The 25,288-nt window shown below is 44.4% G+C and carries 24 protein-coding genes; 18 read left to right on the top strand and 6 right to left on the bottom strand.

The features are described from left to right. The first annotated feature begins 234 nt into the window (after window positions 1–234). Both LN893_RS07620 and LN893_RS07615 read left to right on the top strand, forming a co-directional pair. A complete protein-coding gene (locus LN893_RS07620) occupies window positions 235–1,146 on the top strand; it encodes an ABC transporter ATP-binding protein (RefSeq protein ID WP_229969211.1) in 912 nt (303 codons plus the stop codon). A 59-nt stretch (window positions 1,147–1,205) separates the two neighbouring features. After that, window positions 1,206–4,841: an ABC transporter permease/M1 family aminopeptidase gene (locus LN893_RS07615; protein ID WP_229969210.1), complete on the top strand. Its 3,636-nt coding sequence runs from the start codon at window positions 1,206–1,208 to the stop codon at window positions 4,839–4,841. 349 nt (window positions 4,842–5,190) lie between these two features. Here LN893_RS07615 and LN893_RS07610 read toward each other — a convergent pair whose 3' ends face one another. Then, window positions 5,191–5,643, bottom strand: a complete 453-nt coding sequence (locus tag LN893_RS07610) for a hypothetical protein (protein WP_229969209.1) — start codon at window positions 5,641–5,643, stop codon at window positions 5,191–5,193. A 186-nt stretch (window positions 5,644–5,829) separates the two neighbouring features. On the opposite strand from LN893_RS07610, the gene LN893_RS07605 reads away from it, so the two are divergent. The 5 genes from LN893_RS07605 to LN893_RS07585 all read left to right on the top strand — a co-directional run bounded on the left by LN893_RS07605 (window position 5,830) and on the right by LN893_RS07585 (window position 9,585). After that, window positions 5,830–6,372: a hypothetical protein gene (locus LN893_RS07605; RefSeq protein WP_229969208.1), complete on the top strand. Its 543-nt coding sequence runs from the start codon at window positions 5,830–5,832 to the stop codon at window positions 6,370–6,372. Between the two features lie 152 nt (window positions 6,373–6,524). Further along, complete coding sequence (locus LN893_RS07600) at window positions 6,525–6,902, top strand: BlaI/MecI/CopY family transcriptional regulator (protein ID WP_229969207.1); 378 nt, start codon at window positions 6,525–6,527, stop codon at window positions 6,900–6,902. Next, window positions 6,895–8,274 (top strand): M56 family metallopeptidase, encoded by a 1,380-nt coding sequence (locus LN893_RS07595; RefSeq protein ID WP_229969206.1) that lies wholly within the window; start codon window positions 6,895–6,897, stop codon window positions 8,272–8,274. The genes LN893_RS07600 and LN893_RS07595 overlap by 8 nt, the downstream gene beginning before the upstream one ends. Before the next feature lie 170 nt (window positions 8,275–8,444). Continuing rightward, complete coding sequence (locus LN893_RS07590) at window positions 8,445–8,900, top strand: nucleoside deaminase (RefSeq protein WP_229969205.1); 456 nt, start codon at window positions 8,445–8,447, stop codon at window positions 8,898–8,900. A gap of 76 nt (window positions 8,901–8,976) precedes the next feature. Beyond that, a complete protein-coding gene (locus tag LN893_RS07585; RefSeq protein ID WP_229969204.1) occupies window positions 8,977–9,585 on the top strand; it encodes a superoxide dismutase in 609 nt (202 codons plus the stop codon). 328 nt (window positions 9,586–9,913) lie between these two features. Here LN893_RS07585 and LN893_RS07580 read toward each other — a convergent pair whose 3' ends face one another. After that, window positions 9,914–12,160, bottom strand: a complete 2,247-nt coding sequence (locus LN893_RS07580) for a protein-disulfide reductase DsbD family protein (protein ID WP_229969203.1) — start codon at window positions 12,158–12,160, stop codon at window positions 9,914–9,916. A 594-nt stretch (window positions 12,161–12,754) separates the two neighbouring features. Between LN893_RS07580 and LN893_RS07575 the strand changes: the two genes are divergently transcribed. From LN893_RS07575 to LN893_RS07565, 3 genes are all read left to right on the top strand, one after another. Beyond that, window positions 12,755–13,048, top strand: coding sequence for a hypothetical protein (locus LN893_RS07575; protein ID WP_229969202.1), 294 nt, complete (start codon window positions 12,755–12,757; stop codon window positions 13,046–13,048). A 216-nt stretch (window positions 13,049–13,264) separates the two neighbouring features. Beyond that, complete coding sequence (locus LN893_RS07570; protein ID WP_229969201.1) at window positions 13,265–14,578, top strand: hemolysin family protein; 1,314 nt, start codon at window positions 13,265–13,267, stop codon at window positions 14,576–14,578. Between the two features lie 7 nt (window positions 14,579–14,585). After that, window positions 14,586–15,038: a hemerythrin domain-containing protein gene (locus LN893_RS07565; protein WP_229969200.1), complete on the top strand. Its 453-nt coding sequence runs from the start codon at window positions 14,586–14,588 to the stop codon at window positions 15,036–15,038. A gap of 5 nt (window positions 15,039–15,043) precedes the next feature. On the opposite strand, the gene LN893_RS07560 is transcribed toward LN893_RS07565, so the two are convergent. Together LN893_RS07560 and LN893_RS07555 are read right to left on the bottom strand one after the other, a co-directional pair. Next, window positions 15,044–15,562: a gamma carbonic anhydrase family protein gene (locus LN893_RS07560; protein ID WP_229969199.1), complete on the bottom strand. Its 519-nt coding sequence runs from the start codon at window positions 15,560–15,562 to the stop codon at window positions 15,044–15,046. A 113-nt stretch (window positions 15,563–15,675) separates the two neighbouring features. Next, entirely contained in the window at window positions 15,676–16,659 is a 984-nt protein-coding gene (locus tag LN893_RS07555; RefSeq protein WP_229969198.1) for a radical SAM protein, read from the bottom strand. A 294-nt stretch (window positions 16,660–16,953) separates the two neighbouring features. Here LN893_RS07555 and LN893_RS07550 point away from each other — a divergent pair, with 294 nt between their 5' ends. From LN893_RS07550 to lepB, 6 genes are all read left to right on the top strand, one after another. Beyond that, a complete protein-coding gene (locus LN893_RS07550) occupies window positions 16,954–17,565 on the top strand; it encodes a porin family protein (RefSeq protein ID WP_229969197.1) in 612 nt (203 codons plus the stop codon). Between the two features lie 235 nt (window positions 17,566–17,800). Next, window positions 17,801–18,694 (top strand): S66 peptidase family protein, encoded by an 894-nt coding sequence (locus tag LN893_RS07545; RefSeq protein ID WP_229969196.1) that lies wholly within the window; start codon window positions 17,801–17,803, stop codon window positions 18,692–18,694. A gap of 96 nt (window positions 18,695–18,790) precedes the next feature. Continuing rightward, window positions 18,791–19,303 (top strand): hypothetical protein, encoded by a 513-nt coding sequence (locus LN893_RS07540; protein WP_229969195.1) that lies wholly within the window; start codon window positions 18,791–18,793, stop codon window positions 19,301–19,303. Window positions 19,304–19,395: 92 nt separating this feature from the next. Continuing rightward, window positions 19,396–19,638: a putative signal transducing protein gene (locus LN893_RS07535; protein ID WP_229969194.1), complete on the top strand. Its 243-nt coding sequence runs from the start codon at window positions 19,396–19,398 to the stop codon at window positions 19,636–19,638. Window positions 19,639–19,673: 35 nt separating this feature from the next. After that, a complete protein-coding gene (locus LN893_RS07530) occupies window positions 19,674–20,639 on the top strand; it encodes a glycoside hydrolase family 5 protein (RefSeq protein WP_229969193.1) in 966 nt (321 codons plus the stop codon). 209 nt (window positions 20,640–20,848) lie between these two features. After that, window positions 20,849–21,952 (top strand): signal peptidase I, encoded by a 1,104-nt coding sequence (gene lepB, locus LN893_RS07525; RefSeq protein WP_229969192.1) that lies wholly within the window; start codon window positions 20,849–20,851, stop codon window positions 21,950–21,952. A 31-nt stretch (window positions 21,953–21,983) separates the two neighbouring features. On the opposite strand, the gene LN893_RS07520 is transcribed toward lepB, so the two are convergent. Continuing rightward, on the bottom strand, window positions 21,984–22,715 hold the full coding sequence (locus tag LN893_RS07520; RefSeq protein WP_229969191.1) for an endonuclease III domain-containing protein: 732 nt from the start codon (window positions 22,713–22,715) through the stop codon (window positions 21,984–21,986). A gap of 257 nt (window positions 22,716–22,972) precedes the next feature. On the opposite strand from LN893_RS07520, the gene LN893_RS07515 reads away from it, so the two are divergent. Beyond that, window positions 22,973–23,665, top strand: coding sequence for an MBL fold metallo-hydrolase (locus LN893_RS07515; protein ID WP_229969190.1), 693 nt, complete (start codon window positions 22,973–22,975; stop codon window positions 23,663–23,665). 185 nt (window positions 23,666–23,850) lie between these two features. Further along, on the top strand, window positions 23,851–24,498 hold the full coding sequence (locus LN893_RS07510; RefSeq protein ID WP_229969189.1) for a DUF2238 domain-containing protein: 648 nt from the start codon (window positions 23,851–23,853) through the stop codon (window positions 24,496–24,498). Window positions 24,499–24,616: 118 nt separating this feature from the next. Here LN893_RS07510 and LN893_RS07505 read toward each other — a convergent pair whose 3' ends face one another. Next, window positions 24,617–25,282 carry a YiaD family glycine zipper/OmpA-like lipoprotein gene (locus tag LN893_RS07505; RefSeq protein WP_229969188.1) on the bottom strand — a complete coding sequence of 222 codons (666 nt, stop codon included), beginning with the start codon at window positions 25,280–25,282 and terminating at the stop codon, window positions 24,617–24,619. Window positions 25,283–25,288 lie beyond the last annotated feature (6 nt).

Here is a 25,288-nt window from a genome sequence, read left to right as displayed (position 1 = left end):
AAAAATTGTTGTTTACAGAGAGGTTTAACCTACTTGCAAACTGCTAAATTAAACACTTCTGCTGTGCCACCCAAGAACCAGCAGTGCGACAACACTTTTTATATAAAGATTTTCTTCAAGCTCTGCTTTCAGCATTGGTCGAGAAAAGGCCGTGGTTTGTATAGTTTATTTTGATTAGCTCCTACTATTCATTTACTTATCTTAACTAATTCTAACTTTTCACCCTCTTTGCCCATGGAACTTGTCATACAAAACCTCTCCAAAACCTACCCTAACGGCACCAAAGCCCTAAAAGACATTAACCTGACCATTCCGAAAGGTATGTTTGGTTTATTAGGCCCGAATGGCGCAGGAAAGTCCTCTCTGATGCGTACCATTGCTACCTTGCAGGAAGCCGATACGGGCAGCATTATGTTGGGCGATCTGGATGTGCTGCGTCAGAAAGAGGAGATGCGCAAGGTGCTGGGTTACCTGCCACAGGAGTTTGGGGTATATCCGAAAGTTTCGGCAGAAGAGATGCTCGACCATTTTGCGGTGCTCAAGGGCATCAGCAACTCCAAAGAGCGCAAAGAGATTGTGAGGGCCCTGCTGCAGCAAACCAACCTGTACGACGTGCGCAAAAAGAACCTGGGCGGTTACTCAGGTGGTATGAAGCAGCGTTTTGGCATTGCACAGGCGCTGCTAGGCAACCCCCAGATTATTATTGTGGATGAGCCAACCGCTGGCCTGGACCCTGCCGAACGGAACCGTTTCCATAATTTACTAAGCGAAATCGGCGAGAATGTAATTGTTATACTTTCCACACACATTGTGGAAGACGTGACAGACCTCTGCCGCAGCTTTGCCATCATCAACAAAGGAGAAGTGCTGCTGACTGGCGATCCACTGAAAGTAATCGATAGCCTGCATGGCCGCATCTGGCGCAAATTCATCCATAAAACAGAACTGGTGGAGCACCAACTGCAGTACGAGGTTATCTCTTCGCGCCTCTACGCTGGCAAAACCATCATTCACGTGCTCAGCGAGGTGCAGCCAAGTATAGATTTCGAGCCTATCACTCCAGATTTAGAAGATGTATACTTCAGCAAAATACACGAAGCCGTACGTCGTGAGCAAGCAGAGCCAGCTAATTTAATTATGAATTAGAAATTCAGTACAGCTTACATTTCTAATCTTTAATTTCTAATTCATAATTCACTGAAAAGATGTTTACAGAGATATTTTTATTTGAGCTGCGTTACCGTTTAAAGCGGCCAGCTAGTTATATATACCTGGGGCTGATGCTCCTGATGTCCTTCCTGCTGATGCTGGCGTTGGGCGGTGCATTTGGCGGAAGCATTATTTTGGGCGATGCCAGCGGCGGTAAAGTGTTTGCTAATTCGCCTTACCAGATCAACTGGATTATAACCCTGCTTAGCTGGTTTGGTGTGCTGATTACCTCAGCCATGATGGGCACGCCTATTTTCCGCGATTTTGAGCACAAGACACACTCGCTGTACTATACAAGTCCAATAAGCAAGTCTGGCTATCTTTTCGGGCGCTTTCTGGGTTCTTTCCTCATCACGTTTCTGGTGTTTCTGGGAGCAGCGGCGGGTGCTATGCTGGCCACCGTTATGCCTTGGGTGGAGGCCGATAAAATAGGACCGTTCAACTTAATGTGGTACCTGCAGCCTTACCTGACCATCGTTATTCCAAACCTGATTCTGACGGGAGCCATTTTCTTCACCTTTGCCACGCTTACCCGCAGCGCCCTTTCTATTTACGTGGGCGGTGTGCTGTTCCTGGTGCTCTACGGTGTTTCCAGCAGCCTTACTGGCGATTTGGATAATGAAATGGTGGCCAACCTTGTCGACCCGATGGGCGCTTCGGCCATTTACTACACCCAACGCTACTGGACTACCGCCGAACGTAATACGCTCATGCTGCCATTCAGCGAGCACATAATCCTGAACCGTGCCCTCTGGACTGGTGTGGGACTGGCGCTGCTGGCTTTCTGCTACTTCCGTTTCAGCTTCTCGTTTGCTAACGAGGGTGTAAAATTGTTCCGCAAACGCAGCAGTGCCGAGGCAGCTGGAGCCTTTGTACCTACCGCGCGCCTGCAACTGCCAAAGGTTAGTCAGAACTTCTCCTTCAGCCTGAGCCTGAGCCAATATTTTAAACTCTCGAAGCTGGAATTTAAAGGCGTTGTGAAGAGCGTATATTTTATCGCCATAACCATAGCAGGTGTTGTTTTTCTGTTCGCTTCTGGCTCGCAGGTAGGTAAAATGTATGGCACCACTACGTTTCCTGTAACTTCAGAGGTTGTTCAGTTACTAAGCGGCACTTTTGCGCTGTTTTTCCTGATCATCATCACGTTTTATGCTGGGGAGCTGGTGTGGCGCGAGCGCGATACACGCATGAACCAGATTTACGATGCACTTCCGATTCCCAATTGGGTACCTTTTGCCTCGAAACTAACGGCACTGATGCTGATACAGGTGGTGCTGCTGTTCGTGATCATGCTCTGCGGCATTATTATTCAGTCTTTTAAAGGCTATTTTAAGTTTGAGCTGGATGTATACTTTGTGGGGCTGTTCGGAATTCAGCTGATAGATTACCTGCTGCTTTGCGTGCTGGCGATGCTGGTGCAGGTTATTGTGAACAACAAGTACATGGGCCATTTCGTGATGGTGGTGTACTACCTTTTCAACATCTTTAAAGGCCAAATGGGCTGGGAACACAACCTCTACTCTTTCAATTCTGACCCAGGCATTACGTATTCAGCCATGAACGGCTACGGGCATTTTGTATGGCCTTTCACTATTTTTAAGATTTACTGGGGTGCTTTTGCTTTGCTGCTGGCTATACTGTCTAACATGCTTTGGGCTCGTGGCTCAGAAACCATGTTGAAGTGGCGCTTTAAGCTGGCAGGGCTTCAGCTTACCAAATCTACTTTGTTTGTAACGGCGGCGGGTTTAGTTGTTGTTTTGGTTACAGGCAGCTTCATCTTCTATAATACCAATATCCTGAATGAGTATAAAACCTCCGATGAGCGGGAGAAGATGTCAGCGGATTATGAAAAGAAGTATAAAAAGTACGATGGCATACCGCAGCCACGCATTACAGATGTAAAGCTGGATGTAGATATTTATCCGCAGGAGCGTGTTTTTGCCTTCAAAGGATATTACTGGGTAAAGAACAAGCATAACACTCCTATCGACTCGGTGCACCTGATGATTTCGGACGAAGCGGAGATTCGGAAGATGGAGCTCAGTAAGCCTGCCGAGCTGGTTCTAACCGATAAAGAATACGGCTACTATATCTATAAAATGGCGCAGCCGCTGCAGCCAGGTGATTCGGTGCAGCTGAACCTGGACCTAAACTACGCCACCAAAGGCTTTCGCAACAGGGGCTCCAACACGGGCATTGTATATAACGGCACGTTCATCAACAGCCAATATTTGCCTGCTATCGGGTATCAGTCTGCTGGCGAACTAAGCGATGATGATACCCGCAAAGAGCAGGGGCTGGAGCCGAAGGAGCGTATGGCCGATGTCAACGACATGAACGCCCGTCAGAACACCTACATCAGCAACAGCGCCGACTGGATAAATTTTGAAGCAACTGTAAGTACATCCAAAGACCAGATTGCCATTGCGCCAGGTTACCTGCAGAAGGAATGGACAGAAGGTGACCGCCGCTATTTCCACTATAAAATGGATGCGCCTATCCTTAACTTCTACTCTTTCCTTTCGGCTGATTACCAGGTGAAGAAAGATACGTGGACAGGCAAAGACGGTAAGGAGGTAGCCATAGAGGTTTACTACCACAAAGGCCACGAGTATAACTTGGACCGCATGATCAAGAGTGTGAAAAAGTCGCTGGACTATTTCACGACGAATTTCAGCCCTTATCAGCACCGTCAGGTACGCATCTTGGAGTTCCCTGGCTACCAGAGCTTCGCACAATCTTTCCCGAACACTATTCCATACTCAGAGGCCATTGGTTTTATTGCTGATGTGGATGAAAACGACCCTGAGGACGTGGATTATCCGTTTTATGTAACGGCTCACGAGGTAGCGCACCAGTGGTGGGCACACCAGGTAATTGGCGGTGATGTGCAAGGCTCAGTGCTGATGTCGGAAACCATGAGCCAGTATAGCGCGCTGATGGTGATGAAGAAAGAGTACGGCGAAGAAAAAATGAATAAGTTCCTGAAGTATGAACTGAACTCGTACCTGACAGGCAGAACCGCTGAGCGCAAAAAAGAAATGCCGCTGTATAAAGTAGAGAACCAAGGCTACATCCACTACCGCAAAGGCAGCATGGTGATGTATGCACTTGCAAACTATATTGGTGAAGACAATTTAAATGCGACGCTGAAAAAGTACATCAACAAAGTTGCTTTTCAGAAAGCGCCATATACCAATTCTATAGAGTTTATGCAGTACATCAGGGAGGCCACACCAGATTCGCTACAGTACCTGGTAACTGATATGTTCGAGAACATCACCCTGTACGAAAACAAGGTAGCCGATGCCTCTTACAAAAAGCAGCCTGATGGCAAGTATAAAGTTACTTTCACAGTAGATGCCAAGAAGATGTACGCAGATAGCCTCGGCAACGAATCAGTGGCTCCGCTTAATGATTGGATAGACGTAGGTGTGATGGCCCGCAAGAAAGTAGAAGGAAAGTGGCAGGACAAGCCGCTGTACCTGAAGAAGCATAAGCTGAAGGAAGGCCAGAACAAGTTTGAGTTTATCGTTACAGAAGAGCCTAGCAAGGCGGGCGTAGACCCTTACAACATCCTGATAGACCGAAACCCAACCGATAATACCAAGTCGATGACCGCGAGTTCTTAAAATACAGTATAGTTGTTTGTGAGGAGATGCTACAGTTGGCACTCCAAAATAAGAGCCCCTGCCAATAGCAGGGGCTTCTTTTTAAGATTATGGTCTGGCAGAGCTTGATCTATCGTCGTTGTTGTGTGCTTTCACTAACAACTAAATCTGCAGCAGAAGCCAACAGGAACCTCTTTTATATTGCAAGTTCTACTAAAGGCAGTCTCGGCACTCATAGCCACTAGCGGTTGTTGGTGAAAACGCACAACAACGGCAGTGGTTAAAGTACATATATTGCCGACTCGGGTCTTTCAGTATATTACTTCAAATCAAAGTCGTGCGTCATGCTACCTGTGTCTCTTTACACTTATTAAAACAAACCGCCCAGTTTATCGCCAAGGCCTTTCGGCAGTTTGTCTTTTAGGCCTCCGCCTAATCCGCCGCCAAGCATTCCCATTATGTCAGACTGCCCCATGCCTTCGGAGTTTACTTTACCAGTAAGCTTTTGCATCAGAAACGTGATAACATATGGCCCCACCTGCTTCGCCACAGATTCAGGCACACCTAACTTTGTGGTTAAGTCATGTACATAATTGCCGATGATGCTGTTAACTCCTGCATGTTCAGTAGCACCCTTGTTTCCTTTCAGAATATCCATGATACCGCCGAAGTCACCGCTGCTTGCCTGATTTTTCAAGCCATTCGCCAGGTTGTCTTTTGCCAGGTCAACAGATTTGTTGGCTGTGTCTGGCTGTAAGTTAAACTTATTCTGCAGCTCACCTGTAAGCTGCCCTTTTACATTATTTATGATATTTTCAAGCATCGTTTTATCTTTTGTTTTGTGCTTTCTTACGCTTCCCAATTATAACAGGTAAACATAACAGAAGATATTTTGCATAATACGGCACTATCTTTTTCCGTTTAGGGTTTTGGCAGAGTAATTGCGGTTGTAAGCTAATACCATCATTTCCCCAAGAATTTTTAGCTTTGCCTACTGAAACATATGAACATGCGATATTTAGCTTTTTTAGCGATTATTTTACTGGCGGGTGTAGCCTTTGCCCAGCCGAAACTGAAGAAAACCCAGATCAGCAAAGAGATTAGTGTGTCGCTGCCACAGGACTTTACGCCTATGACGGACGACATGATAGCCCGCTCCTATCCTGCCACCACCAAGCCCTTAGCCGTTTATACTGCCCCAAGTGGTCAGATAGACTTTAGCGTTACACAGAAGCGCTCCATGTTTGGCGCTGGCGACCTGGATATGTTACGCGAGTTTTACAAAGCCTCTATCATGGAGAAATTCACCAAAGTTGATTTTATACGCCAAGAGGTAACTAAGATCAAGGGTCAACCATTTATTGTGTTTGAGTTTGTGTCATCGCTGGCTGGCGAGAAAAACAGCATGCTGAAGCCTGTGCAGAAGTATAGCATCATTCAGTACACCATTAAAGGCGATCAACTGATGATTTTTACGCTACATGCGCCCTTTGCCATGAAGAACGACTGGCAACCAACTGCCCGCGAGATTATGGATTCTGTTAAAATGTAAATTAAATAGTACCTATAGTTTCTAAAGCCTCTCCATTGCTGGAGGGGCTTTTTTTTGTGTCTTCTCAAAAAGAGGACAACTTAACTACGTAAATAGTTGTATAACTATAAAAATAGTTATGTCTTCATTTAAAGCTTCGCAACTACTACAACATGAAAGAACTAACCAAGGCTGAGGAGCAGTTAATGCAGATACTGTGGGATATTAAGCAGGGCTTTGTAAAAGACGTGCTGGAGCAGTTCCCAGAACCTAAACCTGCTTATAATACCGTTTCCACTATTATCAGAACATTGGAGAAAAAGGGCTTTGTTTCTTACAAAGCTTATGGTAAAACACACGAGTATTACCCACTGGTGCAGAAGAAAGAGTACCAGCGCTTCTTTATGAAGAACTTCCTGAATGGCTACTTCGGAGGCTCCTTCAAAAGAATGGTTTCTTTTTTTGCCCACGAAGACGACCTGGATGTGAAGGAATTGGAAGAAGTACTGCAGCATATAAAACAAGAACCTAAAAGAGAAGGAAATGAATAGCAACCTACCTCAGTACCTGCTGGAATCTGGCGTTTGCCTGGCCGCCTTCTACCTCTTATACCTGGTGGCACTAAGAAAGGAGACATCCTTCCAGTACAACCGCTTTTACTTGCTGGCAGCTGTGGCTATTTCTTTTCTGCTTCCCTTGCTACAGCTTCCGTTACTGCCGCAGCAAACGGCAGCGTCTTTTCAGCCTATAGTATCTCAGCTTGCCCCATTTGTGATTTATGCTTCGGCAGAAGATGCAGCAGAGATTAGCCGAGGTATAAGTTGGCCAAACATAGTACTTATGGTTTATGCTATCGGCTGCTGCTTCTTCATCTATAGGTTCCTCCACCAGTTGTACGGCCTTTACCAGTTTATCCGCCAGCACCAAACTGAAATAACACGCTGGAACGGCATTAGCTTGATCAACACAAATGGCAGGTTTTCTACTTTCTCTTTTCTGAACTACATTTTCTGGAACAATAGCCAGCCACTAAACCAGGCAGAGCGGGAGCAGGTGCTGCAACACGAGGCGGTGCACGTGCGGCAAGGTCACAGCTTCGATATGTTGTTCCTGGAGCTACTGCAAATTGTATTCTGGTTTAACCCACTCCTGCTACTCTACAAGAAAGCGCTAATTAGCACCCACGAGTTTATAGCCGATGCCCAGGTGCTCCGACAAGCAGACAGGCAAGCTTACGCACACCTGCTGGCAAAACAAGTGTGTCTAAAAATGGAATTTGCCATAGGTAACTACTTCAATAAATCTCTCACTTTAAAACGTATGAAAATGATTCAGACACAGAAACACCACACCTCCTTCGCCAGAAAAATAGCTGCTTTGCCGCTGCTGGCCTGCCTCCTTTTCGTATTCTCCTGCGACTCTTTAGCTGAAGAGCCAAACGATTTACAAGAGATTACTGTAAAGGGTTTTCCCTCAGAGCAAGCTATAAAAACACCAGAATTCCCTGGTGGTGAAAAAGAGATGCTTAAATTTATGGGCAGGAACATGCGGTATCCTAAAGAGGCTCAGGCAGACAAAATTGTAGGGTATGTTGTCATTCAGGCGACTGTTGATGAAAAGGGAAAGCTTGGAAATTATAAAACAGTACAGGCTCCTGGGCAGGTACTGGAACAGGCTGTAATTACAACTTTAAACAAAATGCCTGCCTGGGAACCAGCTCTTCAGAATGGCAAAGCTATTCCGTCAACATATCTTTTCACGGTTAACTTTTTGATTAAAGGAGAGGACAAAGAGATCAGTGAATCCGCAAAACCTGACCTGGAAAGTATAACTGGCCAGCTTTCTGCTCAGGCCCCGAAACAGCCAGTATATGTGGCAAGTGATATAGTGGTTGTAGGTTATGGCGTAAGTAAAGTAAAATAAAATAGAACGATTCTGCAAGTTGCCAGCTTACTTTACAAGCCTCTCCTTTTCTGGAGGGGCTTTTTTTTATACCTTCGGGTGTGGCAAAAGATAAGGCGCATCAGTCTTAAAACAGAAACTAATAAAGCCCTTTGTCTTTTGTCCAGAAATCCATTATCCAAACAACACCTATGGCTACAAGCTTTTTATCCATTTACAGCGACGATCATTTTATGCAGGAGGCTTACCGCCAGGCCACCTATGCTTTTGAGGAAGGCGAAATCCCGATCGGAGCTGTAGTAGTTTCCAATAACCGCATTATCGCTAAAGCCTATAACCAAACCGAGAAGCTGAACGACGTAACGGCCCACGCTGAAATGTTAGCTCTTACGGCTGCTGCTGAATACCTAGGCAATAAGTACCTGCACGACTGCACCCTTTATGTTACCTTAGAACCTTGCGTGATGTGTGCAGGAGCCAGTTATTGGGCGCAGCTACAGCGGGTGGTATACGGTGCTTCGGAGCCGAAACGTGGCTATCGGCGCGTAGGCAATCTGCTGCATCCTAAAACAGAAATGGTTAGCGGCATTCTGGCGCAGGAGTGTGGGGATCTGATGGCTTCGTTTTTTGCAGGTAAAAGAAATTAACTAACTTTGAAGGGAAACGTACAATTTAATAACAATTGTATATACAAACATTTTTCACACATAAACTATAAAAACTATGGCTTTCGAACTTCCGGAACTACCTTACGCTTACGACGCTTTGGAGCCGCACATTGATGCGCGCACCATGGAAATCCACCATACAAAACACCATCAGGCTTATACCACAAACCTGAACAACGCTATTCAGGGTACTGACCTGGAAGGCAAATCAATCGAAGAAATCCTGACCAGCATACCAGCCGACAACAAGGCGGTTCGCAACAACGGCGGTGGTTACTACAACCACAACCTGTTCTGGACTATCCTTTCTCCAAACGGTGGCGGTCAGCCATCTGGCGAGTTAGCCGATGCAATTAACTCTGCTTTCGGTTCATTCGATCAGTTTAAAGAGAAATTCAACGCGGCTGCGGCTACTCGTTTCGGCTCAGGCTGGGCATGGCTTTGCGTAAAAGACGGCAAGCTGGAAGTTTGCTCTACTCCTAACCAGGACAGCACGCTGATGCCGTTTGCAGAAGGTTGCGGTGGTCAGCCAATCCTTGGCTTAGACGTATGGGAGCACGCTTACTACCTGAACTACCAGAACCGTCGTCCTGATTACATCAGCGCTTTCTGGAACGTAGTAAACTGGGAAGAAGTAACGCGTCGCTACAACGAAGCAAAGTAGTCTTTTTAGACGCTAAATATTAGGCATTAGACTTTCTGATGTCTGAAAATAAAAAGCCCTGCCGTACTGGTAGGGCTTTTTTGTTGAGGTAATGTCACTACCGCAAGTTTCCAACTTGCGGTATCTTCTTTTAGCAGGAGGAAGAGTAAGCGGAGCAGCCTTCACTATTCTTTCCGAGCCCGTGGAGTCGCAGAGACCACACTATAAAAAGTCATGAATCTGGAGATTCGCGCCAGTAACTAAGACTTCAATATAGTAGGTACGAAGTAAAGCAGCCCTGGCACAAACGTTTGTGCCAGGGCTGCTTTGAATATGGAAGGCTTACGACCTACAACGCTTTATCGTGTGTAGCTTTATAAGCTGCTACGCCAGCATCCAGAAAGTTAACAAAGTTCTCTACATTTAAGTCATAGGCAATGGGCTTTACCAGCACGTTCTCTTGTGCATCCATCAGCACATAATATGGCTGGGCATTTACGTTGAACTTGGTGATCTGGTAATCAGCGTACTTTTTACCGAGCGCCTTCTTCTCTTTGTTATCGTAGGTGCTGGTGTACCATTCGCTCTGAGCTAGCTCTGTCTTATCATCTACATACAAAGCTAGTACAATATACTCTTCGCGCAGGCGCTTCAGCACCGCAGGATCAGACCATACCCTTGCTTCCATTTCGCGGCAGTTTACGCAGCCATGGCCTGTGAAATCGATAAAAATGGGTTTGCCTTGCTCCGCAGAGCATTTTTTGGCCTGCTCCAGATCAAAGTAGCCTTTTAAGCCGTGCGGCAGCTCCAGAAAGTCTGCATATTTCGGTTGCTCACACAGTTGGTTATCGGCACTCGTTACGGCACCACCGCCGCCATTCTGGCGAATAATGCTGTTCAAGTCAAAATCGTGGGTAGTTTGTGGCGGCAGGTAACCAGCCAGTGCTTTAAGCGGAGCTCCAAATAAACCTGGTATCAGGTAAACCACAAATGAAAAAGTAGCAATGGCCAGGAAAAGGCGCGGCACACTCAGATAAGGTAGGTCAGAGTCGTGCGAGAACTTCAGTTTACCCAGCAGGTAAAAGCCCATCAGCGTGAAAATCACAATCCAGAGGGCCAGGTAAATGTCGCGGTCCAGGATACCCCAATGGTATACCTGATCGGCTATGCTTAAAAATTTAAGGGCCAGCGCCAATTCAACAAAACCCAGCACTACCTTTACAGAATTCAGCCAGCCTCCTGATTTAGGCAAACTGCTAAGCCAGGAAGGAAAAACTGCAAACAAGGTAAAAGGCATGGCAAAAGCCATCGAAAAGCCGAACATACCTACAATAGGGCGAACAACTTCACCTCCAGCCGAGGCCACCAGTATGCTTCCGACAATAGGACCTGTGCAGGAGAAAGACACCAACACCAACGTAAAGGCCATAAAGAAAACGCCCAGAATTCCCCCGCGGTCAGCCTGCGCATCTACTTTTGTTAAAAACGAACTTGGCAATGTTATCTCGAACAAGCCAAAGAACGACATGGCAAAAATGATGAACACCGCAAAGAACAGCAGGTTCGGGAACCAGTGTGTACTGATAAAATTAGCACCATCGGCACCGAACAAACGCGCTACGATAGTGCCTATTAAAGTATAGATTACTATAATTGACACGCCATATAATAAGGCTTTGCCGACAGCTTGCCCACGATTGGCGCTACTGCCTGTAAAGAAGCTCACCGTCATCGGTATCATCGGGAATACGCAGGGGGTAATTAAGGCTCCCAAGCCAAACAGAAAGGCAAAGAACATAAAGGTCCAAAGGTTGCCAGATTCTATGCTTGCTGCATTATCTTCAACTTCAGGAAAAGGTGTCAAAACAGCTTCAGCCTCACCACCGTTATTTACTCCAGTGTTATCCACATTAGTTGGAACTGCTGAAGCGGTGGCTGTATCTTCCTGCGGCACAAGCGACGGTGTTTGCGCCAAAGCTGATTCCTGCGCAGTGCTAACAGTGCTATTGTTTGCCTCTTCCTGTCTCGGCTTTGCCTGCGGCTGTTGTGTGTTTCCTGCAGGACTATCTTTAACCTGTGATTCAGTAGTAGTTGGAGCTGCTGCATCTACTTTTACTTGCGCATTTGTAAAAGCAAAGTCATCCTCAAAAGGAATGCAACGACCGTCTACATCTGTACACACCTGGTATTCGTAAGTGCCTTTTACCTGCAGGTTGGGCTGCAGCACTTTTATCTTCTGTCGAAACTGCGCTGTACCTGTAAAATAGGTATATTCTCCCTCCCACAGGTCGTCGTACTTTTTCTTTGGGTTGATAGGTTTTACTTTACCCACCAGTTCATAAGAAGGATGCTTGGCAAATTTAAATTCTGTCACCATCGGCCCCAAGTCTGGGTCAAAGTCAGAAGAGTACAGATACCAGTCCTTGTCTATGCGTACGTTAAAGATCAGCTCTACCTCCTCGCCTACCTTTACCTGCTTTTTAGATACATCGTAGCTCCAGGTGGCAGGCTTTAGCACTTGGCCCTGTGCACTTACTATACTAAGCAGCATTACCAGCAGAACTGCCATTGGCTGCCAAAAAACTTTTTTATTCATGTTTATTTACATTATGCCTTATGCCAGAGCGGCTTTACCTTAAGCCACCATAGGAGTAGTAAGGCTTTATCTATAACAGCACTACTACAAATAAGATTACAAAAGTAAATATTTTTACACGAAAGAAATACTCTAAACCCGATGCGCGATTTATAAGCTAGATCAGCAACAGCTCACATCGGTTTTTCACATATTCACCCTAAGCATATTTACATAGGGCAATCAATTTTTCTTTTACCTTGAATAAGAAAATGTCTGTTACAGTTTTTTCTGTTTTTCTTCTAATTCAAAATGTGGCTTTACGTGCTGCAATGGCAGAAATAACATTCTAACAGTTATTATTTACATATTACTAATACCTAATTGTAGGTATTTTCAGGTATATTCAAATATTTTATATTTTTAATATAATATTTACAAAAAAAATTACTACCTTTATTAAAAGTTACAGAAACGGCTAAAGTATAACTCATATACACCCTTAAAAAAGGCACGTTTACAATTAATTACCTTATTACATTAAATAGTTGGAATTTTACAAGCTACTTTTAATGTCATAAGGATGCAGTAAATCCGAAAACAACTTTACATCCCATGGAAGAAATTCTACACAACAGCGCAAGCCAGACCCTTAGAACAGAATGCGGAAAAGAATTTGATTATGTTTTTAGAGCAATCAAATTAGTACGCGATGAAAAGCATAACTTCCATGTGGTTTACAAAACTTTCCAGAATGAGTATATTTACTCTTTCTGCAATCCATTTCAAGACTCAGCTGTAAATACATACAATGTAATCTCTGAAGAAGAGGCAAAGCGGATATTTCTTGCTCGCCTTTCAGAAGATAACGCACACGAGCTCTTCAGCATGGCAAACATGACGTTATAGAATCTACTTTCTTCATTTCTACAGATTTTTCATAAGTATAAAGAGGTGCCTTAGGGTGCCTTTTTGTGTTTATATTCAAATTTGAATATCTCTCTTTGTCTTTTCATCTTCTGAATACGTACTTTGCATAAAATACAGGGCGTGCACTCTCCTATGCAACACACACATATTTTACTTATATTTAGCTATAGTATGTGCACACAGCCCCATTAAACTATGATCCTAAACATCATATTAACCATCTTCCTGGTTTTACTAAACGGGTTTTTCGTGGCTGCCGAATTTGCCATTGTTAAAGTTCGTGCCTCCCAAATAGAGTTAAGAGCACTAACTGGCAGCTCAATGGCAAAGATGGCACAGCACATGCTTACCCACTTAGACGCCTACCTTTCTGCCACACAACTAGGCATAACACTGGCTTCGCTAGGCCTGGGTTGGATTGGAGAGAGTGTGGTAGCGCAGATTGTCGTCAATACCATGGAGCTTTTTGGTTTTGAGGGTGGCGAAGAACTTGCCCACAGGATTGCGCTTCCAGTTTCCTTTGCCGTTATTACGGTGCTCCACATCGTGTTCGGCGAGTTAGCTCCAAAATCGATTGCCATTCAGCGTTCCGAAGCTACCACCTTGGCAGTAGCCTTACCGCTTCGTGTTATCTACATCATCTTTATGCCTTTTATCTGGGTGCTGAACGGTTTGGCAAATCTTGTGCTTAAAGGCATGGGTATTCGGCCAATGCATGGTGCCGAGGTACATACTGCAGAAGAACTACGCTTGCTGTTTGAGCAAAGTGCTGAAAGTGGCGCCATTATAGAGTCGCAGCAAGAGCTGATTGAGAATGTGTTTCAGTTTAACGAGCGCATGGTGAAGCAGATACTGGTGCCACGTACGCGCATGGTCGCCATTGACGTTAATATCTCAGAAGAAGAGCTGATGGAGGTGGTCTATAATGAAGGTTACTCCCGCTTACCTGTGTACAATAACACGATTGATAACATTGTGGGGATGCTTTATGTAAAGGACCTTCTGACGATTATCCGCAAAGGAGAACCAATCGTAATTGAAAAGCTTATGCGGCCAGCTTATTTCGTTCCCGAAACAAAGAAAATCAACCGTTTGCTGCAGCAGTTCCAGCGCCGCCACATGCACATTGCCGTGGTTACCGACGAGTTCGGTGGCGTATCGGGCATTGTTACCATTGAGGACATTATAGAAGAGCTGGTTGGCGAGATACAGGATGAATATGATGAGGAAGCACCGATTGTAGAACGTGTGAACGACTACGAGTATAAGGTAAATGGTGGGGCACCCATCTCCGATGCCAATGATTTTTTACCGTTTGCCCTACCTGAGGGCGAGGATTATGAAACAGTAGGAGGTCTGATTACCATGATTTACGGACAGATACCAGAGAACCTGAACGAAGTGGCAGACTTTAACGAGTACGAGGTACGAGTGCTTGAGAAGGCAGACCGACGCGTAGAACTGGTGCTGTTTAAGGTAAAGGAAGAATTTAGAGAAGTAATACAGTAACTCCCTCATGAAACGCCACGAAAGCATCATTCCTATATCAAGGCAGCACCATGGAGGTTTGCTTACTGCCAGGCTCCTACAGTTAGATGCACCACCTTATAAAGGAATGCCTGCCACCGCACCAGCTAAACGCGACTATGTGCTTACGTTTTACGAAGACCATTTGCAGCCACACTTTTTGCTGGAGGAAAACACGGTCTTTAAGCTAGCTTATACCTTGCCCGCGCTCGCACAACAGGCAAAAGATTTGGAAGCACAGCACCGCCAACTGGAGCAGCTTATAAAGGAACTGCCGCAGGTGTCTGAAACTGCACTTCCAGAGAGCTTAGACTATGTAGGCAAACTACTGGAAAAGCATATTCGCCAGGAAGAACGGGTGTTTTTTGAGGCATTGCAGCAAGAACTGCCTCCTGAGGAGTTGGCTAAGCTACAGCAACTCGTACTAGAGCATCTGCAATAAAAGACTTATTCTTTGCCCGTGAACCAGCCGCTGTACATCACGTAGTTGTTCGCAACTTTTTCCAAACCATCTACCTGCTCTGCGCTTAGCTGTTTTACTTTCTTGGCTGGTATACCTGCATATATAAACCCTGACTCGCAGATGGTATTTTCCAACACAATGGCACCAGCCGCTACAATACAGTTTTTCTGCACCACCGCATTGTCCATCACAATCGCGCCCATACCTATCAGCACATTGTCCTCCACTGTACAGCCGTGCACAATAGCCCTATGCCCTATCGACACATTATTGCCTATCGTCGTAGATGCTTTCTGATAGGTGCAATGAATAACTGCACCATCCTGAATGTTTGATTTGTTCCCGATACGGATGCTGTTTACATCGCCGCGAATTACTGCATTAAACCATACAGAACACCCATCTCCTAATAACACATCGCCTACCATCGTAGCATTTTCGGCAATAAAACAATCTTCGCCCATACGTGGCTTCACACCTTTAACAGGAAGTATAACTGGCATTTTTTGAATTATAAATTAAGAATAATTAATTACGAATGTAGACACTTGAACACACCCACCCTTTCTCTCTACTATTTTTTCATCTTGAGTCCTGTGTCTGGATACTTATATCTCTAAAAAGGCAAAAGCCTTTTCCAGGTGCCTTTCTGGATGTTGTACTTCATGGTACTGGGTAGGGCACTCCAGAAATATTTATTAACCTCTACCGCAAAACTGGGTTGCATGTAACAGTTGATGGTACAGCCTTCGCAGGCTGGTAACTTACCCTCCAGCGCCTTTTGTGCCTCCACTTCTTTAGAGGTATACAATTGGTACAGGTTTCCGTTTATCGGAAACCTTTCTTCTCCCAAGTGGTAGCAAGGCAGTACCAATTCATTTTCGGGCGAAATTACTAACGTAGTGCTTGCTGCTTTACATACAGGTTTAGCTGTATGGTTGCCACCGTCTCTGCGTAATTGAATAAAGCCTTCGTTTAAGTATACGCTCCTGCGTTTGCCGAAAGCTGTCAGGTAATCTAGCTCCTCTTCTGTTAGCCTCTCTCCTGCCTCCACAGCATTGTATTCAAAAGCAGGATTGATAATTAGTATCAGTTCGTTCGGCAGCACCACTTCCTGGTACACCTGTTCCAGGTCCTGCAAGTTATGCTTGAAAACGGTAAATAATATATCAGGCCGCTCCCCCAGCCTCTTCGCCACTTGTATCGACTCCATCACGAAATCATAGCAGGCAACGCCACGACCTGCGTCATGCACTTCTTTAGATGCCGAATCTAAGGAGAAGTGCAGCATGTCTATCTTACCTTTTAGCCGCTCTGCCAACTTCGGATATAGCATACCATTTGTGGTAAGCGTCGTGATGAATCCCATATCGTGGGCTAGCTGCAAAAATTTATCGATCTGCCTATGGAGCAGTGGTTCTCCGCCTGTAAAGTCTATTACCTGCACTCCTAGCCGTTTCAAGTCGTGGAGGTTCTGCTCTACATCCTCCAAGGTTATGTAAGGCGAGGGCTTTTCCCAAATATCACAAAACGAGCACTTTGCGTTACACCGATAAGTAACGTAGTAATTACAAAGCACAGGTTTTTTGGTAAGGCGCATGACTCGAAGTATTTCAATTCAAAATTATGAATTATGCATGAGGATTGGGCAGGTAAATATATATTCTTATAATCCGTATATTAACTTTACGAACACCAGACAAATAAAATGAGACGACAAAACTTTTCTTCAGATGATGTGTAGGAAGATAAGGCAGGCCGCACCCTTGTCGTACGTAAAGGGCAATACTACAGCGTATAACAGGCAGTAAATTTACCCTCTAACGCATACATGCTTCGGCGTTTTTTTCGTTATGATGCAACTATACTAATTTAAAACTGAGACTTTAAAACTATGAAAAATTTAACCTTACTGGTTGTTGTACTGCTCATAACTACAACAGCCGCTTTTTCTCAAGCATTTCAGGCTGGTATAAAAGTAGGAGTCGGTTCCAGCAATGTGTCTATAGATAACGTTCGGAACGACCCCTGGCAATATGCAGATGATGATAATATTACAAGCTATCATGCAGGTATCTTTACCCGTTTGAACCTGGGCCCTATTTTTTTGCAACCTGAAGCAGTTGTCACGTCATCTGGCGGCAAAGTGGAGATCACTGACAACAGCAGTAGTATACCTAGCGTGCGTACCGAGGAGTTTGATTTCAATCGCTTGGATGTTCCGCTTATGGTTGGCGTCAGCTTTTTGAATGTGGTTAGGGTACAGGTAGGTCCTGTGGCCTCTATGATGCTTAGCGCCAAGCAAGAAGGCGACGACATAGACGATTACCTAAACAAATCTGATTGGGGCTGGCAGGCAGGCGTTGGCCTAGACATCTCCCGAATTACCCTTGACTTGCGCTACGAACGCATTAAAAGAGAACTTACAAATGATACCAGACAGAGTAGCTTCGACATTAACAGCAATCAGATACTGCTAAGCCTAGGTTTCAAACTAACCAGGTAGACTAAACAGTTGTTCATAAGCCGAGGCTGCTCATAAAGGCAGCCTCGGCTTATTTATTTTGTCTGAGTGAGTCAGGATTAGACCGTGTCATATATAATCTGCTGCTCGAAAGGTAAGCTACTCAGACCATAGCTTATTTTCCCACATTGAAATATTGCTCCCCAAGCTTATTGGCATGTTCTCATATTCTAGCTAAAAAAGCCTATCTTAGGCCATTGCCGAACAAAGCTTAACAATGATCAAACCCTTACAACCTGGCGATAAAATTGCCATACTTGCCACCGCCCGAAAAATAAGTTTAGCCGAAGTAGAATTTGCCATTCAAGTTTTTGAAAGTTGGGGCTTAGAGGTAGTGCTAGGCAGAACCATAGACACGGCTTACCACGTTTTTGCTGGCGACGATGCCCTTCGCATACAAGACCTGCAGCAGGCCCTCGATGATCCAAGTATAAAAACCATTGTCTGCGGCCGTGGCGGCTACGGCACCACCCGCATCATAGACCAGGTTGACTTTACAAAGTTTAGGCAGCACCCTAAATGGATTGTTGGCTTCAGCGATGTAACGGCGCTGCTCTGCCACGTGCATAATTTAGGTATAGAGTCGGTACACGGTATTATGCCGCTGCTGTTCTCAAAAGAAGGTGCTGCCCCCTCTATAGAAAGCCTACGTCAGGTTCTTTTTGGTGAAGAGTTGAACTATACAGCTGCTTCACATGCCTTCAACCGCACTGGCACTGGCCAGGGCCAGATTATTGGCGGCAACCTATCGCTGCTCGACTCTATTATAGGCACGAAATCTGATATAGACACAACAGGAAAAATACTCTTTCTGGAAGACCTAAACGAGTACCTCTACCATGTAGACCGCATGATGGTGCACCTCGATCGCAGTGGCAAACTTAATAGCCTGGCAGGGCTTATAGTTGGCGATATGAGCGACATGCTTGATAATGCCGACCCTTTTGCCAAAGATGCCTACGAAATTATTGCAGAACATGTAGCCAAGTATAACTACCCTGTCTGCTACGGTTTCCCTGTTGGTCATGAGCCGCTGAACTTGGCTTTGGTATGTGGCAGAGAAGCGAAGCTGGAGGTGCAGGAAGATGGCGTAAGGTTGGGATATATTTAACGAATACTATACAGCAGGAATAAGATAATCTGATCCTGCTAATCCAAGCTAAAATAGAAAAGCAGTCAAAAACTTCTTCATTTATTTTTCATCCATATGATTAAAAGAGAAGAAAAAGTAATCAAGTATCTAGAAAGGTTTAATAACGTCAAAGAGCACCTACAGGTAAAGTACAAAAAAGAATTCCCTTCATGGTTTTTATCCTCTCTGCTAGGACATCATTTTGATAGTGATGATGTTCATAGATACCTAATTGCAAACAAAAATTTGGAGTCGATTGATCTGGAGTCGATCTTAGATAGGAAAATTGCTTTGGTTATTGGCAGCTTTGAATTTGATAGCACTCTCTTCGATTCAATCCTATCAGATAATATAGAAAAAGCAAGGATCAGAGATAATGGACGTATTTGGATTATCCATAATGACGATAAGGATCCAAAGCCATCATTACCACATGCTCATGATTACAATTTAAACTTAAAACTTCATCTTGGAACAGGCGAATATTTTCGTAAAAATAGAAGACTTGGAAAACTTGACAAAAAAGAATTCGAGAGATTAAAGTTAAAAATTGCCCAAGCGGGAATAGACTTAACACAAGTAAAATAAACGGCAGAAGCTTCGGTAGATTTAGTAAACGTATAATGAAAAAATTCTTTCAATAAAAGAAGCACCTGTCACTTAATAAGTAACTATAGATAATGACTAATAACCAAGATACCAGACCCGTTATCGTTTTTGCAGGAAATCCTATGGAAGCGAATATTGTCCGAAACTTGCTGGAAAACGAAGGCATTTATGCTTTTTTGAAAGATGAGTTTATTGGCACAGTGGCTCCTTGGCAGGCGGCTCCAGGAGGAGGAGGCGCTGTAAAAGTAGTCGTATCCAGTGCTGACCAGGAGGAGGCTCTAGAAGCAATTGAAGCATACCAAAACAAGGAATAACCGTAACAGCAGCTTTCAAACTATACATCTATAAAATGAATTTTAGAACCACCCTTACTGCCTGTATGCTTATACTTGGCAGCTTTGCAGTTAATGCACAATCAGTAAAGAAGCATGGCCAGCTGAAAGTAGACGGCATACAGTTGCAGGATAAAAACGGCAACCCGATTGTGTTGCGCGGCATGAGCTACGGCTGGCACAACTTTTGGCCAAGGTTTTATAACGCAGGCTCAGTTAAATGGCTTAAAAAAGACTGGAACGCAGGTATAGTACGTGCCGCCATGGGCATAGAACCCCAAAACGGCTATCTGGAAAAACCAGAATGGTCGAAGGAGAAAATTAAAGCGGTTGTGGATGCTGCTATTAAAAACGACATGTATGTCATCATCGACTGGCACAGCCACAATATCAACCTTAAAAAAGCCAAAGAGTTCTTTGCTGAAATGGCTCAAACCTATGGCAAGAACCCACATGTAATTTATGAGATCTTTAACGAGCCCGACGATGAAAGCTGGGACGAAGTAAAAGCTTACTCCGCAGAAGTAATTTCTACCATCAGAGCTATTGATCCAGATAATATTATTTTAGTAGGTACGCCACACTGGGACCAGGATATACACCTTGCTGCCGATGCTCCTCTAGAAGGATTTGACAATATTATGTATACCGTACACTACTATGCAGCCACGCACAAACAAGAATTGCGCGACCGTTGCGATTATGCTTTAAGTAAAGGAACTCCAATTTTTATCTCAGAATCTGCGGGTATGGAAGCAACAGGCGATGGGCCGCTTAACCTGGAAGAGTGGCAGAAGTGGATAGATTGGTCTGAGAAAAACACGGTAAGCTGGGTTACCTGGTCTGTATCGGATAAAAATGAAACTTGCTCTGTGCTGCTACCTAGTGCCAACGCCGAAGGCAAATGGAAAGCAAGCGATCTAAAAAAATCAGGCAAAACAATAAGATCTATCTTGAAAGGTTTTGCTAATAAGCAACAGTAAACCAGAAGCTAAAAGGTAATTTCTAGTTTGCCTATAACAAACCCATCATCAGCTTTTTGAGGAGGAGCTAATGATGGGTTTGTTGTGTAATATGCTTTTGCAGCTTAATTGAAAGGGCTGTGTTAATTTTCTGCTGTTACATACAATTTCTCCAAGGCTAGTTAGTTCTTATATAGTACAAGGCTATATAGAACCTAACACCTCAGGATATGAACCTCAAATTCTGGAAAAGAAACAACTCTAAAAAAGAGACAAAGCAGCCTAAAAGTGCCTTACGCGAATGGGGAGATGCCTTGATGTTTGCGTTAGTAGCTGCCAGCATTATCCGTTGGGCAACTTTTGAGGCATATGCTATACCCACCTCGTCCATGGAAAAATCGCTGCAGGTGGGCGACTTCCTGTTTGTGAGTAAGCTGCACTATGGTTCCCGTACACCGCTCACGCCTCTGCAGCTCTCGCTAACGCACCAAACCATTTGGGGCACCGATATCAGCTCCTACTCCGATGCCATACAGCTGCCGTCTTTCCGACTGCCTGGCTTCTCTAAAGTAAAACACAATGACCCAGTTGTTTTTAATTATCCTCCCGAAAAAGGGCATCCGCTTGACCTAAAAACCTACTACATTAAACGCTGTGTAGGCCTAGCAGGCGACACATTTGAGATTAGGGATATGCAAGTTTATATTAACGGAAAGACAGCCGACACCCCTGAGCAGCGGCAACACAAGTATTTTATGGCAACCGACAAGGTGCTAAACAACAAGTTTTTTCATGATCGCGACATTACGGATGTTTACCCTGTACAGGGTGGTTATGTAGTAGAAACCTCCCCTGCTAAAGCTGAAGCACTTGCTACACTTACTTTTGTTCAAGAAGTAAAAATTCAAAAGCTGCAACCAGGGCAAGAAGAGTTCAGAATATTTCCGCAGGAGCCAGGTAAATACAAATGGAACAGAGACAACTTTGGCCCGCTCTATGTCCCAGCCAAAGGTGCAACAGTAACCATTAACCCAAACACGCTGCCACTATACGAAAAGGTAATATTGGAATATGAAGGCAATGAGGACGCTGAAGTGATAGACAGAAAGCTGTACCTAAACGGCAGAGAAACCGCCAGCTATACTTTTAAGCAAAACTATTACTTTATGATGGGCGACAATCGTCATAACTCTGCAGATTCACGCTACTGGGGTTTCGTGCCAGAAGATCATTTAGTAGGAAAAGCAGTATTTGTCTGGATGTCTATCGACCCAGTAGCTGACAGTTTCCTGGACAAAATCAGATGGAACCGTCTTTTCCAAAGTATACCTTAATGGGTTTTACTACCACTTGTACCTGTGCCTCTTAGGCAGCTTTCTTATCAATATCTTTTTCGCGTACATCCTGATAGTAGTTGCAGAAGCTATTAAGCACACACTTTTCACATTTAGGCGTGTACCAGGTACAGATGCGTTGCCCATGCCAAAAGAGATGCTTATGGAAGTTGAAGAGTTCCACAGGGTCTTTAGGCAGCATCGCGAGCAAAATTTGATGCGCTTTGTTGGCGTTTACTCTTGCTCCAATTATACCTACACGTTGGCTTACCCTGAATACGTGCGTATCGACAGGCAGCACAGGCTTTTTAAAGTTGAAAAGCAGTAGTAGCGTGGCTGTTTTCAACCCTACACCTGGCAGTTTGGTTAGCCACTCCATGGCTTCGTCTACGGGCATTTCTTTCAAAAAATCAATATTGATCTCGCCTCGTTCCGCTTTTATAATTTGCAGCACCTGTTGTATCTGTACCGCTTTTTGCTCTGGGTAACGTGTGGTCATAATGGCATCAGTTAGTTCCTCTATGGGTGCTACCATTATACCTTCCCAATCTCCGAAGCGCTCCAGCATAGTACGGTAAGCTTTTTCTTCATCGGCATGGTTTGTTCGGTGCGACAGCATCGTCGAAATAAACTCATGCATAGGTGTGCGTCTGCTTTCCAGTGTCAATCGTTTATAAACTTCATTTAGCAGGTTATGTGTCAGTAAAACCTTTTCTTCAGCAGGTAAATGGTGTGCTTCCATCTTGTTGTGCGTATCATTCATTAAAATACGCAGCAAAAACAAACAGTGTTAAGCTAAGTTCATGCCTACCAGGCGTATCCCCATTCTACGATCTTCCAGATCAAAAAGAAGTAGCAAGCATAATAATTGTATTCACGTCACAACAAATTGAAAAATTAAACGATATATGGCTTACACTTAACCTTTATTATACTTACGGTTTCACCTTATGCCACAGGGGAAAAGGGGAAGAGATAAGACATAGGCATATTTATTCGGAGCAGTATATTTTTTATTTTATGCAAATCAAATTTTTAGGCACAGGCGGAGCTTTCGATATTGATTATCTTAACTCAGCAGCCCTTTTGGAGTTCAGAGGTATGCATATTCTGATTGACTGTGGATTTACGGTATTTACGGCGCTCGTAAACAAGAATCTGGTAAACAGAATAAGCCACATCCTAATCACGCACCTCCACAACGACCACGTGGGCAGCCTGGCTAACCTGTTGCTTTACAAGCGCATTATAGAAGAAAACGAACGTCCTGTTATTATTTACCCTTCTGAGCATTTTAAAAATCAGATTTATAGATTTTTAGAAATGCAGGTTCAAGACCCCGATAAGTATGTAGAATTTGTTTCGATGGAACACTTAGAAGGTGTAACTTTCGTCGATACTTTTGGACAGCACTCAGAAGGGTTTCAAACTTACGGCTACATTTTTGAAGAGGAAGAGCAGCGTATTGTTTATTCTGGCGATTTGGGCAACCCCGACATACTCTTCGATAAGCTAACAAAACTACCTCCTCTAAACACGCACGTTTACCACGACATTACTTTCAACGCTCAAAACTCTGGTCATACTTATTACAAAAAGCTGTTGCCCTACCTGAATGGCAACGAAGTGTTTGGCTACCACTGCGACCCTACACAAAACCCATCCGATAACCCGATCAGGTTAGTATTCTATGAGAAAAGCCTGTTGGCATAGCCTCCTATACTTCAAGTTTTATATCATTTAGTTATCAATCAGCTTATCTTTCATCATAGCTAAAAAAAGGGGATTATAGCTAAATACTGAACTTCACAAACATTTTTGAAAACAAGAGCAGCGCATTTATAGTTAATGCTGTTGGCAATTGCTGTACAAAAACGTATAGCCCCAAAACGCATTGCATGTACTCTCAACCGAACATTAAAATACCTTACCTTCAGAAAACGCTGCACATCGTGTACAGCATTTTATTTGCAGCGTTTTGGGTGTATACAGGCCTTACTACCTCCGATTTAAATAACTGGCTCCTCGAAAATACACTTACGCTCTCGCTCATCATTTTCCTGATAGCTTTTTACAACATCTTCAGGTTCTCCGACCTGAGCTATACTTTAATTTTCCTCTTTCTGCTGCTGCATGTGTATGGCAGCCAGCATCAATACCCTGACAACCCGTTTGGAGAATGGCTAAAGCAGAACTATAACCTAGAACGGAACCACTACGACAGATTTGTGCATTTTGGATACGGGTTGCTTCTGACCTACCCCATACACGAAGTGCTGGCCCATGGCTTTAAATTGAAAAAGCTAATCAATTACCTGTTGCCGATAGAGCTTATACTCTCGTCGAGTGCTCTTTACGAAATAGTGGAGTGGATGGTAGCCGATTGGGTATATGACGGTGGTGAAGCAGGAATGAACTTCCTGGGAATGCAAGGGGATATTTGGGATGCCCAGAAAGATATAGCCTTAGCTTTTACAGGAGCTTGCATAACAATGGCAACAGCCTATTTGCTGCGCAGCAAGAACAATGCTTCTGAATTGTCCTGAAGTTATCATTGGTAGTAGCACCCTCCAACGTTTAGCACCTCTTTGCATAAGCACAAAAAAAGGAACCGCTCCAAATAGGAACGGCTCCTTTTTTTATCTGCCAGATAACTGCCAGTTGCTACAGTTCACCACGTTCGGCGGCTTTCTTCATGTCTTCGTTGGCAAAGATAGCAACCTCTACACGGCGGTTCTGCTGGCGGCCAGCAGCTGTACTGTTATCAGCTACAGGCTGGTCAAAGGCATATCCTTGAGTTGTAAGACGGCTACGTTCTACTCCAAGAGATGCTGCATAATCTGCCACAGATTGTGCACGACGCTCAGACAGGCGCTGGTTAAGCTCTCGTGTACCTGTATTATCAGTGTGGCCTTCAATCAGAATGTTTGTATCAGGATACTTTTTCAAAGTTTCAGCAAATTGGCTTATCTCTGTTTTGGCTGCAGGCTGCAGTTCGGCAGAGTTCGTTTGGAAAAGGATACCAGAGTCGAAAGTAATTTTTATACCTTCACCTACACGCTCAACAGTAGCATTTTCCAGGTCACGCTGTAGTTCCTCAGCCTGCTTATCCATACGACGACCGATCAACGCACCAGCCGTACCACCCACTGCTGCACCAATAATAGCACCAGCAGCCGTGTTACCAGCCATCCTACCTACAACACCACCAACAACGGCACCACCGCCAGCACCAATAGCGCCTCCTTTACCTGTTCGGCTCATGTTGCACGATGTAAAAAGAATACCAATTATGGCAATCAGCGATAAATAAATTTTTATGTTTTTCATAATGTT

This window comes from Pontibacter harenae (genome assembly GCF_020907245.1).
GTDB classification, from domain to species: domain Bacteria; phylum Bacteroidota; class Bacteroidia; order Cytophagales; family Hymenobacteraceae; genus Pontibacter; species Pontibacter harenae.
The sequence above is the reverse complement of the archived record's forward strand: the minus strand, read 5'-3'. Positions and strand labels throughout refer to the sequence as shown.